Source organism: Microbacterium sp. Yaish 1, from assembly GCF_002245215.1.
Taxonomy (GTDB): Bacteria; Actinomycetota; Actinomycetes; order Actinomycetales; family Microbacteriaceae; genus Microbacterium.
On record NZ_NPMR01000002.1, the window covers coordinates 987,203 to 1,000,542 of the forward strand.

The 13,340-nt window shown below is 70.5% G+C and carries 13 protein-coding genes; 5 read left to right on the forward strand and 8 right to left on the reverse strand.

Translation table 11 applies throughout. The annotated features are described in order from the left end of the window. The first annotated feature begins 143 nt into the window (after positions 1–143). Positions 144–1,307, forward strand: coding sequence for an acyltransferase family protein (locus CI089_RS13815; protein ID WP_094262041.1), 1,164 nt, complete (start codon positions 144–146; stop codon positions 1,305–1,307). 9 nt (positions 1,308–1,316) lie between these two features. Then, positions 1,317–2,330, forward strand: coding sequence for an isopenicillin N synthase family dioxygenase (locus CI089_RS13820; protein ID WP_094262042.1), 1,014 nt, complete (start codon positions 1,317–1,319; stop codon positions 2,328–2,330). Positions 2,331–2,520: 190 nt separating this feature from the next. On the opposite strand, the gene rpsO is transcribed toward CI089_RS13820, so the two are convergent. After that, positions 2,521–2,790, reverse strand: a complete 270-nt coding sequence (gene rpsO / locus CI089_RS13825; protein WP_023951820.1) for a 30S ribosomal protein S15 — start codon at positions 2,788–2,790, stop codon at positions 2,521–2,523. 118 nt (positions 2,791–2,908) lie between these two features. Here rpsO and CI089_RS13830 point away from each other — a divergent pair, with 118 nt between their 5' ends. Further along, positions 2,909–4,213: an MFS transporter gene (locus tag CI089_RS13830; protein WP_094262043.1), complete on the forward strand. Its 1,305-nt coding sequence runs from the start codon at positions 2,909–2,911 to the stop codon at positions 4,211–4,213. Between the two features lie 74 nt (positions 4,214–4,287). Here the strand turns inward: CI089_RS13830 and CI089_RS13835 are convergent, their stop codons facing one another. The 6 genes from CI089_RS13835 to CI089_RS13860 form a co-directional block, all read right to left on the reverse strand. Beyond that, complete coding sequence (locus CI089_RS13835) at positions 4,288–4,842, reverse strand: YceI family protein (protein WP_094262044.1); 555 nt, start codon at positions 4,840–4,842, stop codon at positions 4,288–4,290. Between the two features lie 162 nt (positions 4,843–5,004). Next, positions 5,005–5,373 carry an FKBP-type peptidyl-prolyl cis-trans isomerase gene (locus tag CI089_RS13840; protein ID WP_023951826.1) on the reverse strand — a complete coding sequence of 123 codons (369 nt, stop codon included), beginning with the start codon at positions 5,371–5,373 and terminating at the stop codon, positions 5,005–5,007. A gap of 202 nt (positions 5,374–5,575) precedes the next feature. Then, entirely contained in the window at positions 5,576–6,745 is a 1,170-nt protein-coding gene (locus tag CI089_RS13845; protein WP_094262045.1) for a PrsW family intramembrane metalloprotease, read from the reverse strand. 57 nt (positions 6,746–6,802) lie between these two features. After that, positions 6,803–7,741 (reverse strand): TAXI family TRAP transporter solute-binding subunit, encoded by a 939-nt coding sequence (locus tag CI089_RS13850; protein ID WP_094262046.1) that lies wholly within the window; start codon positions 7,739–7,741, stop codon positions 6,803–6,805. Then, a complete protein-coding gene (locus CI089_RS13855; protein WP_094262047.1) occupies positions 7,732–9,102 on the reverse strand; it encodes a sensor histidine kinase in 1,371 nt (456 codons plus the stop codon). Before CI089_RS13855 ends, CI089_RS13850 begins: the two co-directional genes overlap by 10 nt. After that, on the reverse strand, positions 9,099–9,758 hold the full coding sequence (locus CI089_RS13860; protein ID WP_094262048.1) for a response regulator transcription factor: 660 nt from the start codon (positions 9,756–9,758) through the stop codon (positions 9,099–9,101). The genes CI089_RS13855 and CI089_RS13860 overlap by 4 nt, the downstream gene beginning before the upstream one ends. A gap of 173 nt (positions 9,759–9,931) precedes the next feature. Here CI089_RS13860 and CI089_RS13865 point away from each other — a divergent pair, with 173 nt between their 5' ends. Both CI089_RS13865 and CI089_RS13870 read left to right on the forward strand, forming a co-directional pair. Then, positions 9,932–11,296: an MFS transporter gene (locus CI089_RS13865; protein WP_094262049.1), complete on the forward strand. Its 1,365-nt coding sequence runs from the start codon at positions 9,932–9,934 to the stop codon at positions 11,294–11,296. Between the two features lie 9 nt (positions 11,297–11,305). Beyond that, on the forward strand, positions 11,306–12,175 hold the full coding sequence (locus CI089_RS13870) for a fumarylacetoacetate hydrolase family protein (protein ID WP_094262050.1): 870 nt from the start codon (positions 11,306–11,308) through the stop codon (positions 12,173–12,175). Here CI089_RS13870 and CI089_RS13875 read toward each other — a convergent pair. Beyond that, positions 12,165–13,319 carry a LacI family DNA-binding transcriptional regulator gene (locus tag CI089_RS13875; RefSeq protein ID WP_094262051.1) on the reverse strand — a complete coding sequence of 385 codons (1,155 nt, stop codon included), beginning with the start codon at positions 13,317–13,319 and terminating at the stop codon, positions 12,165–12,167. The two genes, CI089_RS13870 and CI089_RS13875, sit on opposite strands and share 11 nt — an antisense overlap. Between the last annotated feature and the right edge of the window lie 21 nt (positions 13,320–13,340).

The window sequence follows — 13,340 nt, forward strand, 5'->3', positions numbered from 1 at the left end:
GACCAGCCGGTGTGTTCGCTCGTGTGCGTGTTCACGTCGGTCCGCCTTCCCGGATGCCGCAGCATCCGTTTCATGCAAATGAATATAAACCATGCAACGCCGTCGCGCTCGGACTATTCCCGCGGGATAGTGTTTCATCCACGATGACGCATCCCGCCACCGGCACGACCGGAACGCGCCCGAAGCGGCGTGTGCCCTTCTGGGACAACGCTCGCTTCGCCTGCATCGTGCTGGTGGTGCTGGGACACGCGATCCAGCGCCTGACGTACGACTCCGACATCGCGATGGCGATGTACCTCGTGATCTACGCGTTCCACATGCCCGCGTTCGCGATCATCTCGGGCTACTTCTCGAAGTCCGATCCGCCGTCGCGGCGACAGATGGCCCGCGTCATCACCGACATCATCGTGCCGTACGCGATCTTCGAGGGCCTGTGGACGCTCACGAAGTTCCTCGTCGAGGGGCACGCGAACCCCAACCCGACGCAGCCCTCGTGGACGCTGTGGTTCCTGCTGGCTCTCGGCATCTTCCGTCTCGTGCTCCCCTATCTCGCGCTCCTGCGGTGGCCGCTGCTGTGGGCCTTCGCGATCTCGATCGTCTCGGGCTACCTCCCGAACATCGACTCGACCCTGTCGCTGTCGCGCACCCTCGGATTCCTGCCCTTCTTCGTGCTGGGCTGGTGGCTGCGCGACCGCGACGTGGTCGACCGGCTCGACCTGCTGCGACGCAATCCCGCGACCGTGACGGCCGCCGTCGCAACACTCGGGCTCACCGGCTGGGCGGCGTGGGCCTTCATCGGCACGTGGCGCGACATCAACCTCGGCAAGTGGATGTTCTACGACGCGAGCTACTCCGACGCGGGCAGCTCCGAGTGGTGGGCGGGAGCGGTGCGGGTCGCCCTCGTGCTCGTGGCGCTGGCCCTCACGGCATCCTTCTTCGCTCTCATCCCCCGCGGCTCGCACCGCTGGACCCGCCTCGGGCAGTACACGATGTACGTCTACCTGCTGCACTCGTTCGTGCTCTACCCGTTCCGGGAATCGGGCGTGCTGCGCGATGCCGAGCCGACGTGGGTGTGGCTGCCGCTCGTCATCGTCGCGTCGGTCCTCATCGCGCTCGGGCTCGCCACTGCGCCGGTGCGACGCGTGTTCCGGCGGCTCGTCGAGCCGCGCCCCGCCTGGCTGTTCCGCGACCCGGAGCTCGCCGGACGCGAGGGCCGGCGCAACGATCCCACGGGCTCGCGTCGTCCGCGAGATCCCGGCGCGGTCATCCCGCGCAACAATCGAGCAGACGCCCCGGACGGCTCGTAACCTCGCTGCATGAGCGAGCTCTCCCTCCCCGTTCTCGACTTCTCTCAGCTCGACGGCGACGCCGACGACATCGCGCGCTTCCGCGACGAGCTGCGCGCCGCGACGCACGACGTCGGCTTCTTCTACCTCACCGGCACCGGCATCCCCGCGGGTCTCGAGGACCGCCTGCACCGTGTCGCGCGGGAGTTCTTCGCTCTCCCCGAGGCCGACAAACTCGCGATCGAGAACGTCAACAGCCCGCACTTCCGCGGCTACACGCGCGTGGGCGGCGAGCTCACCCAGGGCAGGGTCGACTGGCGCGAGCAGATCGACATCGGGCCCGAACGGCCCGAGGTGACGGATCCCGAAGCCCCCGACTACGCGCGCCTCATCGGGCCGAACCTCTGGCCCGCGGCGCAGCCCGAACTGCGTGAGGTCGCCGACGCCTGGGTCGCCCACCTCTCGGACGTCGCGCGGCGCCTGCTCCGCGCCTGGGCCGAGGCCCTCGGCGCGCCCGCGACGTACTTCGACGACCACTTCGGCGAACCCCAGACGCTGCTGAAGATCGTCCGGTATCCGGGCAAGGACGACCCGACGCCGCAGCAGGGCGTCGGGGCGCACAAGGACTCGGGCGCCTTGACGCTGCTGTGGGTCGAGCCCGGGAAGGGCGGCCTGCAGGTGCAGCGCAACGGCGAATGGGTCGACGCTCCGCCGGTGCCGGGAGCCTTCGTCGTCAACATCGGCGAACTGCTCGAGTACGCGACCGACGGCTATCTCATCGCGACGAACCACCGCGTCGTGTCGCCGCGCTACCCCGACGACCGCATCTCGGTGCCGTTCTTCTTCAACCCCGCCCTCGACGCCCGATTCCCGCTCATCGACCTGCCCGCCGAACTCGCCGCCGAGGCGAGAGGCGTCACGAAGGACCCGAGCAACCCCATCCACGGGGTGCACGGCGAGAACGCACTGAAGTCGCGCCTGCGGGCCCACCCCGACGTCGCCGAGCGCTGGCACGCCGACCTGCTCGCCGCGGCTCGCCACTGACCGCCGGCCGCCGAGAACGCACCCTCGTGCCGAGCGCGCACCATCCGGGGTGCGTGCTCGCGGCGAGGGTGCGTTCTCGGCGTGCTCGGGCGTGCTCGGGCGTCGTCGGCCGAGAAAGCCGAAGGCCGCCCCACACCTGGGACGGCCTTCGCAAGAATGTTTTGCGCGATTGTGCGCGGGGTCGCTCTCCTTAGCGGCGGAGACCGAGGCGCTCGATCAGCGTACGGTAACGCTGGATGTCGAGCTCCTGGAGGTAGCCGAGCAGTCGACGGCGCTGACCGACGAGCAGGAAGAGCCCACGGCGCGAGTGGTGGTCGTGCTTGTGGGTCTTGAGGTGCTCGGTGAGGTCCTTGATACGCTGCGACATGAGCGCGACCTGCACCTCGGGGGATCCGGTGTCACCGGGGTGCGTCGCGTACTCTTCGATGATCGCCTTCTTGACGTCTGCTTCGAGTGCCATAGATGGGATCCCCTTCCTTCTCATTGCGCGGCGCTCGTCACCCGATGTGCGAGCTCTCTTTATCCGCGGCCGATCGAACGGCAACCGCTCTACTGTACCAGTCATCTAGGCTCGTCTGATGCGCCTGCGTCGGGATCACCTCATCGACCTGCGGCCGTTGACCACCTCCCCGGCCTTCGCGCGCATGTGGGTCGGGTCGACCCTCGCCGGGCTCGGCGGGCAGCTGACGATCGTCGCGATCATGCTCCACATGTACGACCTGACGGCGTCGACGTTCGCCGTCGCGATGATCGCGGTCGCCGGACTCGTGCCGATGATCATCGCCGGCCTCTACGGAGGCATGCTCGCCGACGCGTTCGACCGGCGGCGGGTCGCCATCATCGCGGCATCCGTGACGTTCGTCTCGACGGCGGTCCTGATGGTGCTCACGTGGAGCGGCGGCGAGACGGTCGCGTGGCTGTACGCCATCGCGGTCGTGAACTCCGCGGCCAACTCCGTCGTGATGGCCGCGCGTCAGGCGATCGTGCCGCGCCTGATCCCCCGCGAGCTGCTGCCCGCGGCCTCGGCGCTCGGGGGCATCACGATGGGCATCATGGTCTCGGTCGGGCCCGCCGCCGCCGGACTGCTCGTGGCCTTCACCGGGTACGGCTGGACCTACACGATCGACCTCGTGCTGATGAGCGCCCTCTTCCTCGGGCTCTGGTCGCTGCCCAGCATCCGTCCCGAGGGCACCGTCGTGCGCCCGGGGCTGCGCTCGCTCGCGGACGGCTGGCGCTTCATCAAGCAGGCCAAGAACATCCGGCTGCAGTTCATCCTCGACATCATCGCGATGACCTTCGGCCAGCCCACCGCGCTCTTCCCGGCGATCGGCGCCGTCCTCCTCGGCGGCGGTGCGATCACGACGGGGCTGCTGACGGCCGCCATCGCCGTCGGGGCGTTCTTCTCGAGCCTCTTCTCGGGTCCGATCGCCCGCTATCCCTTGCACGGCCGTGGCATCGAGAGGGCGATCATCGCCTACGGCGTCACGATGGCCCTGTTCGGCGGCGTGCTGCTCGCGGGGTCGTTCGGTGCGCTCTCCCCCGGGACCGTGGGCGAGGAGTCCGCGAACGTCGCCCTCATCGCCCTCGCGGCCCTCGCGCTGGCCGGGTCCGGCGCTGCCGACAACGTCAGCTCGATCTACCGGAACACGATGGTGCAGGCCGCCGTCCCGGATGCGATCCGGGGCCGCCTGCAGGGCCTGTTCATCGTCGTCGTGGCGGGCGGTCCGCGTCTGGGCGCGCTGTACGCCGGCACGCTCGCGACGGTCACGGCGCTGTGGTTCCCGCCGCTGCTCGGCGGGTTCATCATCGTCGGGCTGGTGGCGCTGCTCGTGCGCCTCGCCCCCGCGTTCCGCGCCTACGACGCGACACACCCGACGCCCTGAGCCGGCCGAACCGGGCCGATGACACGACGAGGGGCGGATGCCGCAGCATCCGCCCCTCGTGGTTATCCGGGCGATCAGGCCTGGATGGAGCCCTGCAGGTCGAGCTCGATCGTGACGTCCTTGCCGACGAGCACGCCGCCGGTCTCGAGTGCGGCGTTCCAGGTGAGGCCGAACTCCTCGCGGTTGATGACGGTCTTCGCGGTCGCGCCGGCCTTGTAGTTGCCCCACGGGTCGGTACCGAAGCCGCCGAACTCGACCTCGAAGGTCACCGGCTTGGTGACGTCCTTGATGGTGAGGTCGCCGTCGACGAGGAAGTCGCCGCCCTGCTGACGCACGCCGGTCGAGACGAACGTGATGTTCGGGTAGTTCTCGACGTCGAAGAAGTCGGCGCTGCGCAGGTGGTTGTCGCGCCCCTCGTCCTTCGTGTTGATCGAGGCGACGTCGACCTTGGCGTCGAGCGTCAGCTCGAGCGGGTTCTCGGGGGCGACGATGGTCGCCTCGGCGACGGCGAAGGTGCCGCGCACCTTCGAGATCATCATGTGGCGGACGCTGAAGCCCACCTCGCTGTGGGAGGCGTCGAGCACCCAGGTGCCAGACTTGTAACCGGGGATGTCGGTGGTCGTGGTCATGATCGTCCTTCGTCGTAGGGGTCCGGGAGGGGTCCGGCGTACAGGGGCGGCAACGCGACCCTCGCACAGCCTATTCCCGCGAATGTAAATTTCCGGTGGCCGGATGACGACGGGCGGATGCCGCGTCGCGCAGCATCCGCCCGTCGAGAGGTGTTCGCCCGGTCAGCCGACCGCGAGCAGGTCGATGATGAAGATCAGGGTCTTGCCGCCGAGGAAGTGGCCGCCGGCGGGGCCGTAAGCGAGGTGCGGCGGGATCACGAGCTCGCGGCGTCCGCCGACCTTCATGCCCGGGATGCCGTCCTGCCAGCCCTGGATGAGGCCGCGGAGCGGGAACTGGATGCTCTCCCCGCGGTTCCACGACGAGTCGAACTCCTCGCCGGAGGTGTACTCGACGCCGACGTAGTGGACGGTGACGGTGTCGCCGGGCTTGGCCTCGGCGCCGTCGCCGACGATCAGGTCGCGAACGACGAGGTCATCGGGCGCGGGGCCCTCGGGGGCGTCGATCTCGGGCTTGGTGCGGTCGTCAGTCATGGTGTCCATCCAACCCGAGGGCGCGGGCCGGTGCAACGCGGCGCCCACCCGAGCGCACCTCTTGACGCGACGCGGCGGCGGGAGGATCATGAGGGCAGGCCAACTCAGCGCCCGGGAGACATGCAGGCATCGCCGCAGCACCGGGCGCTGAGTCTTTCACCGGGCTGGGTCTTTTATCGGGCGGTACCGTCCCGGAGGCGCGTCACGGGCGCAACAGCGTCTGGCGCAGGCGCGTGGCCCGGGCGAGGTGCTCGCGCTCGTCGGCGAGGGCCTCATCGTCGCGGCCGGTCAGCGCTCGCTGGCGCGCCGCAGCCAGACGTGTGGCCTCGGCTATGAACGCCCGCATCGTCTCGCTGCGGTCGCCGGGAAGCGTCCGCGCCCAGGCGAGAGCGCGCCGCCGGCCTCCCCCGGTGGCGAGCAGATCGACTTCGACGGGGGTGAACCATCCCGCCGCGGCGTAGTCGTCGAGGCGCTCGCGCGTGAGCCGCGCCTCCTCGCGGCGCAGCAGCAGCACACCGAGCACGAACCCGATGAACAGGGGCACCTGCAGCGTGACGTAGAGAGCGAAGAAGTCGGCGAAGGCGGCCGAGCCGTTCCAGAGCGCGTGGAGGAGGATCGCGACGGCGAGGCCCGTCGCCCAGGGCCCGAAGACGGCGCCGCCGCGCGCGCCGCGGCGCACCGCGAGTCCGACCGCGAAGCCGGTGGCGGCCGTGAACATGACGTGGGCGAAGGGCGAGAGGATGCCGCGCAGCACGAAGGTCACCGACACCTGCGCGAGGCCGCCGGTGATGAGGCTGTCGGCGAAGTAGAGGATGTTCTCGGTGAAGGCGAAGCCGGCACCGATCATGGCGCCGTAGACCACGCCGTCGACGGGGCCGTCGAAGTACCGGCGCCCGATGCGGAGCATGAGGAGGATGCCGACGCCCTTCGCGATCTCCTCCACGATCGGCGCCTGCACGACGCTCCCCATCGCCTGCGCGATCGGGTCGCGTGCGGGACCCGCCACGATCGTCACCAGCAGGTCCACCCCCAGCGCGATGACCACCGAGGCGACGGCTCCCCACCCGAGGGCGAGCCACAGCAGCCGCGGCGGCTCGGGCTCCCACCGATCGACGAGGCGGACCGCCCAGAGCACGCCGAGCAGCGGAAGCAGGGCCAGCACCGCACCCACGATCGCCGCGAACCACCCCAGGAAGGAGACGAGGTAGGCGACGAGTCCGAGCAGCAGCAGCACGAGAACGGCACCCACCCAGAGCGCGGCCCACCCGCCGGGGCGTGCCCGTACCGGCACGATGGGCGGCGAGGTCGGCGCGGCCGGGATGGGACCGGGGTGGCCGGGTTGCGGCTGCGAGAGAGGCGACGGGAACGACACGCCCCCACCCTAGGGGGCGGGCGGGCTCGGAGAGCCCGCCGAGCTCGTGCGCGGCGCTCAGCCGTACCGGTCGCGATAGGCAGCGAGTGCATCCGGATGCAGGGCGATGGGGGCGGTGTCGATGAGCGACGACTCGGTGAGGTATTGCACGCCGAGGGTGCCCGGCGGCACGAGCCGCGGGGCCTCGTCGAGCAGTACGTCCACGAGGCGTCGCACCGCGTCGGAGTCGACCTCGGGTCGGACGAGGAGGAGGTTGGGGATGCCGACGGTCGTGACATCCCGTTGGCCGGGGTAGACGCCGGCGGTGATCTCGGCCGTTCGATAGAATTCCGGCCAGGTCCGCCGCAGGTCCTCCGCCGGCGCCGAGAGATCGAGCAGACGGACACCGGAGCGCGGAGGATGATCCACGAGCTCGGGGATCGGCACTCCTCCCGAGAAGAACACCGCGTCGAGCTCTCGGGCCTCGAGCGCGTCGAGGGCGGACCGCAACGGCAGCTGCCGCGCACTGGCTGCTCCCCCGTGGGCCGTGACGGCGTCGAGCATCCGGCGCGCGGCCAGCGTCGCTCCCGATCCCGGTGCCCCCACTGAGACGGCGCATCCCGACAGGTCGGCGGCGACAGCCAGATCGGAGTCGGAGCGGACGAGGCATTGGAGATAGTTCTGATAGACGCGGCCGACAGCCAGCAGGTCCCCCGCCCGCTCCGCGGCGAGGTCGGCGAGGCAGAGCCCGAGATCGGCTCGAGCCGCACGAAGCAATGCGACGTTGGCGTCGCTCCCTTCGGTCTCGACGACCGTCAGCCCGCCGGGCCCGCGAGCCACGACGCGATCGCGGAGATTCTCGGCGAACTGCAGGTACGTGCCGCCGCGCTCGCCGCTCGCGAGACGCAGCGGGGAGTCCGCGTCCGTCGGCCCGCAGCCGGTCATGGCCGTGAGCGCGAGAGCTCCTCCCCCGAGCCCGAGCCCCAAGCCGAGAAGCTCGCGCCGCGTCAGCTCCACGTCGACCCCGCGAGCGTGACGGTGACGACGAGGCCGCTCGGCTGCGCACGAGAGACCGAGACGGTGCCGCTGTTGGCGTGCACGATCGCGGCGAGCACGGCGTGCCCGAGCCCGGTGCCGGGCAGCGAGCGATGCGCCTCAGCGCGCCAGAACCGGGTTCCCAGACGCGCGAGGTCTTCGTCCGCCAGTCCGGGCCCGTCGTCGGCGACGCGTAGCACGGCGCGACCGTCTTCGGCCCACAGCGCGATGGCAGCGCGCGGCGAGGTGCCACCGTACTTCCGGACGTTCTCGAGGAGGATGAACGCGATGTCCTCGAGATCGCTCCGGCGGCACCCAACGAGCACCTCGCCCCGTGTCGTCGGGTCGATCCGGATGCCCTCGAGGTCACGCCGCTGACGGAAGAGCGCCGCGAGCGCGGCGGCCGAGGTGACGTGCTCGCCGACCGCGGCCTCGCCCTCGGGGCTGGCCCGCTGCTCGACCTCGGCGATCGCGAGCAGCCGGTCGAGGGTGGCGCTCAGCCGCTCCAGGTCTCCGTCCAGAGCCGTGATCGCCTCGGAGCCGGGGTCGTCGGCCAGCAGATCGTCGACGCGGTAGCGCATGGCCGTGAGCGGGTTCCGCAGCTGATGGGAGACGTCGGCGACGAGCCCGCGCTGACGCTGCAGCGCTTCCTCGCGCGCCTGCGTCATGCGGGCCACCGATCGGGAGAGCCGTTGGATCTCCGGCGGCCCCAGCGGTACCGCCGGCAGCACGCCGGTGTCGGCGGCACCCTCGGCGGCCGCCGCGTCGAGGATGCGGACCGGGCGGAGGACCCAGTCGGCGAAGCGCAGCGACAGCACGACCAGGACGCCGAGGAGCAGCAGCGCGGCACCCACCGCGATCAGCCATGACCGGGTCACGTCGGCGCGCGCGTCGGCCACGTCGACGACGAGCAGGGCCCCGCCCTGCGCGACCTCGGAGCCGCGACGCACGGGAGCGGCGATGGGCTGGGCGTCAGGCGACCACGGGAACACCACCGGGAGGTCGTACTGCGGCAGATTGCGTTGCGCCGACAGCAGCATCCGATCGGCACCTTCCGGGTCGGGGACCTCGCCCACCGCGGCGACGGGGCGGCCCTCGCCGTCGACGACGAGGACGGGTTCGCCGTGCACGTCGAAGAATCGGTCGAGGTAGCGCTGTAACGTGACCGGCTCGTCGTCGCCGGTGGTCGTGGCGACCGCGACGATCTCGTCGAGCGCGGCTCCCCGCTGCAGCAGAAGCGCCTGCGTGCGCGCGGACGCGAGCGCGCCGAGCAGCGGAACGAGCACGGCAACGAGACTGACCCCTCCCAGCAGCAACAGCCCGATGAGCATCCGCGCCTTCATGAACCCGTCTCGAGGCGGTAGCCGTACCCGCGGATCGTCGTGATGGTTGCGCCGGGAAGCTTCTGCCGCAGCGCCGTCAGGTGGACGTCGAACGATCGCGACGACGCAGCATACGCGTCGCCCCACACCACATCGAGGAGGCGATGACGGCTCACGGCACGGCCGGCGGATCGCGCGAGCTCGGCGAGCATCGCGAACTCCGTCGGGGTGAGATGCACGTCGCCCGTGTCGCTCGTCACGCGGTGGGCGTCGAGGTCGACGTCGATGCCCCCACCGATGCGCACCCGCTCGACGCGCGGGGCGTCGAGTCGACGGCGCGCGACGGCCTCGACGCGCGCGAGCAGCTCCGGGATGCGGACGGGCTTCACGACGTAGTCGTCGGCCCCTGCTCGCAGGGCACGCACGGTGGACTCCTCATCACCGCGCGCGGTGACGACGATGAGCGGCACCTCGGTCATCCGTCGCAGCCGCCGGAGCGCCTCGATGCCGTCGAGATCCGGCAGCCCGAGATCGAGCAGCACGACGTCGTGGTCGTGATGGCGCAGCAGCAGGTCGCTCGCACGTGCGACACGGGTCGCGGCATGCGGCGACCGCCGCAGCGCCGCGAGGAGGGCCGCCGCGACCGAGTCGTCGTCCTCCACGATGAGCAAACGCATACTGCAGGTTACGACGGATCGGACGGTGCCCCTCGGGCGTCCGCGCGCGCCGGCGCCCCGACTGTAAAGGCGAGGTAAAGATCGGCACTGCTCAGGGCAGGCCGCCGACATCCTGGGTCACGGACGATCCGGCGAACGCATCGGCGCGCTCGCCGCACAGAGAGGAACGACTCATGTCGACGGCGACTGCATCACCGCCACGGAGCGTCAAGCGCTCCGTGCTCAACACCCTCAAAGGCTCCGCTGGAAACCTCGTCGAGTGGTACGACGTCTACGTCTATTCCGTGTTCCTGACGTACTTCGAATCGCAGTTCTTCAGCGCCGACGACCAGAACTCGACGCTGTACGCGTGGGCGATCTTCGCGGTGACGTTCCTCATGCGCCCGCTCGGCTCGTGGTACTTCGGGCGCCTCGCCGACCGTCGCGGACGACGGTTCGCCCTCACCGTCTCGGTGACCGTCATGGCCGCCTGCTCGGCCCTCATCGCCCTCGCCCCGACGGCCGCGACGATCGGGGCCGGGGCCGCCGTCATCCTCCTCATCGCGCGGCTCGCTCAGGGATTCGCGACCGGCGGCGAGTACGGCGCGAGCGCCACCTACATGTCAGAGGCCGCCGTCCCCGGACACCGGGGATTCCTGTCGTCGTTCCACTACGTGACCCTCGTCGGCGGGCATGTGCTCGCGCAGACCACGCTGCTCGTCATGGTGCTCACCCTCACGCCGGCGCAGATCAGCGAGTGGGGCTGGCGCGTCGCGTTCGGGATCGGCGGATTGGCGGCCGTCGTGGTGTTCTGGCTGCGGCGGACGATGGACGAATCGCTCAGCGACGAGGCCCTCGAGGCCGTCCGCACGGGACAGTTCACCCGCGCCGGCTCGATGCGCGACCTGCTCGTCGTGCAGTGGCGCCCCCTGCTGCTGTGCTTCCTGGTGACGATGGGCGGCACCGTCGCGTTCTACACGTACTCCGTGACCGGACCGAACATCGTCAAGAACGCCTTCGCCGGGGGCGACGTGATCGCCGGCACCGTGATCAATCTCATCGCGCTGACGGTGCTCATGCTGCTCCAGCCGATCGGCGGCTGGATTTCAGACCGGGTCGGCCGACGTGCCCTGCTGATCTTCTTCGGGATCGGCGGCGTGCTCTACACCTGGTTCTTCCTCACCTATCTCCCCCAGCAGACCGACCCGGTGATCGCCTTCGCCCTCCTCATCGGCGCATTCGTCATCCTGACGGGCTACACGTCGATCAACGCCATCGTGAAGGCCGAGCTGTTCCCGACGTACATCCGCGCTCTCGGCGTCGGATTCGGCTACGCGATGGCGAACTCGATCTTCGGCGGCACCGCCCCGCTGCTCTTCAGCGCGGCCAATGCGAGCTCGCAGGTGCCCCTCTTCATCGCCTATGCGACAGTCGTGATCGCCCTCTCGCTCGTCGTCTACGTGAGGTTCCTCAAGACCGACACGACGAATTGGTTGGACCCCGACAAGCAGCCCGAGTCGTCGCGCGAGCGCGCCGCGACCGAGTCGCGAGCCGGGTAGCCTGACAGTATGCGCTTTGCCCACGTGATGACCGCGGGGGCCGACGATCCCCGCCTCGTGCTCGTCGAAGACGACCGGGCCACCTTCGTCGGCGACCTGTTCGCCGGCGCACCCGAACGACTGCAGCAGCTCATCGAGCTCGGCGACGACGGGCTCGCGCGCGTCGCCGACGCGTCGACGGGCGACGGCGTCGCGTGGCACGGCATCGACGGGTCCACGTTCGCGTCGGCCGTCCTGGCCCCGCCGATCGTTCTCGCCGTCGGCCTGAACTACGCCGCGCACTCGAGCGAGCTGGGCCTGAAGGCCGACACCGCGCCCACCGTCTTCACCCTGTGGCCGAACTCGCTCACGGCGCACGATGCGATCACGTCGTGGCCGCGGAGCCTCAGCGAGTCCGTCGACTACGAGGCCGAGCTGGGCGTCATCATCGGAACGGCGGCGAAGGATGTCGCCGCCGACGCGGCTCTCGACCACGTCTGGGGCTACACCGTCGTCAACGACATCACCGCCCGCGACATCCAGTTCTCCGAGGCGCAGTGGTCGCGCTGCAAGTCGTTCGACGGTTTCACCCCGACGGGGCCGTACGTGGTGACCGCCGACGAGATCCCCGACCCGCAGGATCTGCACATCTGGGCCGTCGTCGACGGCCAGACGGTGCAGGACGCCTCGACGGGACAGATGATCCGATCGGTGGCCACGCTCGTCGCGCACCTCTCGACGGCGGCCACGCTGCTGCCCGGCACGCTCATCTCGACCGGGAGCCCGGGCGGCGCCGGCTATTCGCGCGACCCGCAGATCTTCCTGCGCGACCGCTCCGTCGTCACCGTCGGGATCGACGGGATCGGCGAGCTGCGGACGCACTGCCGCATCACGGACTGACCGCGCACCCGCAGCTTCCGCCGACCCGGAGTCCGACCTCGACGCGCACGCTTCGGCGCGCTGACCCGTCGCCCGGGTCGTTCAGCAGCAGGTGGGCGGCGATGCGCCCCATGAGTTCCATCGGCTGACGTACGGTCGTGAGCGGCGGCGAGGACATCCCCGCCGCCTGGATGCCGTCGAAGCCCGCCAGGCGGACGTCGCTCGGCACCCGCACGCCGCGGGCGTGCAGCACATCGAGCGCGGCGAGCGCGATCTGATCCGTCGCGCACAGGACCGCGTCGGGCAGCGCGCCCGCGTGCGCCCGTGAGCTGAGCCCCGGGAACACCGGCGCGCGCTCGAGCTCGACGGTGTCGATGATCTCAGCACTCGCGCCGGGATGGGCCGCGACGGCATCGAAGAAGGCGGCGCGGCGCTCATCGGTGTCGAAACCGGCGGGTGCGTCGATCCACCCGAAGGTGGAGACGCCGTGGACCTCGACGAAATGATCGACGAGCATCCGCTCGCCGCCCGCGTTGTCGGCGAGGACGTGGTGCGCGTCGCCGAGCGGGGAACTCAGCACGGCGACCGGAAGCGTCGACGACACCGAGCCGAGGGACGCCGTCACCGTCGGCCCCGGGAGGATCGCGAGACCGTCGACCTGACCCGCCGTGTCGGCGATCTCGGACGCCCCCAGCCCCCCGGTACTCAGCAGCACCGCGGTGCCGGCCCGCTTGCACTCGAGCACGAAGCCGCGCTGGATCTCGTCGACGTAGAGCGGGAACGTCCGCGGAGCACTCCGACGGACGTCCTCGTCGGCGTCCCACCCGATCAGGTCGACGTCGAGGTCGAGCTCGGCGAGATCGGTGAGCCCGGGTGGCGGCGTCGCTCCCGCGGATGGCGCTCCCGCCGTCAGCCCCGTCTCGACGGGCGGCGCCGATTCGACCAGCAGGTCGAACAGGTGCAGCCCGAGCACACCGGTGCGGCCGCGCGCGAGGTTCCGGGCCGATCCGCTCGGGACGTATCCGAGCTCGCGCGCCACGCGCAGCACTGTGTCGCGCGTCTCGGTGCGCACCTTGTCGGGGCGCCGGAACGCGAAGGAGACCGTCGCGATCGACACCCCGGCCCGTTCCGCGACGTCGTACACCGTGGGCCGTCCGACCACCATGACTACCTCGATTCCCCGGGG

Excerpts from the sequence above, each read along its gene's own strand:
- CI089_RS13815 (WP_094262041.1), top strand. The coding sequence starts at position 144 with ATGACGCATCCCGCCACCGGCACGACCGGAACGCGCCCGAAGCGGCGT.
- CI089_RS13820 (WP_094262042.1), top strand. The coding sequence starts at position 1,317 with ATGAGCGAGCTCTCCCTCCCCGTTCTCGACTTCTCTCAGCTCGACGGC.
- CI089_RS13855 (WP_094262047.1), bottom strand. The coding sequence starts at position 9,102 with ATGAAGGCGCGGATGCTCATCGGGCTGTTGCTGCTGGGAGGGGTCAGT.
- CI089_RS13875 (WP_094262051.1), bottom strand. The coding sequence starts at position 13,319 with ATGGTGGTCGGACGGCCCACGGTGTACGACGTCGCGGAACGGGCCGGG.
- CI089_RS13835 (WP_094262044.1), bottom strand. The coding sequence starts at position 4,842 with ATGACCACGACCACCGACATCCCCGGTTACAAGTCTGGCACCTGGGTG.
- CI089_RS13870 (WP_094262050.1), top strand. The coding sequence starts at position 11,306 with ATGCGCTTTGCCCACGTGATGACCGCGGGGGCCGACGATCCCCGCCTC.
- CI089_RS13830 (WP_094262043.1), top strand. The coding sequence starts at position 2,909 with ATGCGCCTGCGTCGGGATCACCTCATCGACCTGCGGCCGTTGACCACC.
- CI089_RS13860 (WP_094262048.1), bottom strand. The coding sequence starts at position 9,758 with ATGCGTTTGCTCATCGTGGAGGACGACGACTCGGTCGCGGCGGCCCTC.
- rpsO (WP_023951820.1), bottom strand. The coding sequence starts at position 2,790 with ATGGCACTCGAAGCAGACGTCAAGAAGGCGATCATCGAAGAGTACGCG.
- CI089_RS13840 (WP_023951826.1), bottom strand. The coding sequence starts at position 5,373 with ATGACTGACGACCGCACCAAGCCCGAGATCGACGCCCCCGAGGGCCCC.
- CI089_RS13865 (WP_094262049.1), top strand. The coding sequence starts at position 9,932 with ATGTCGACGGCGACTGCATCACCGCCACGGAGCGTCAAGCGCTCCGTG.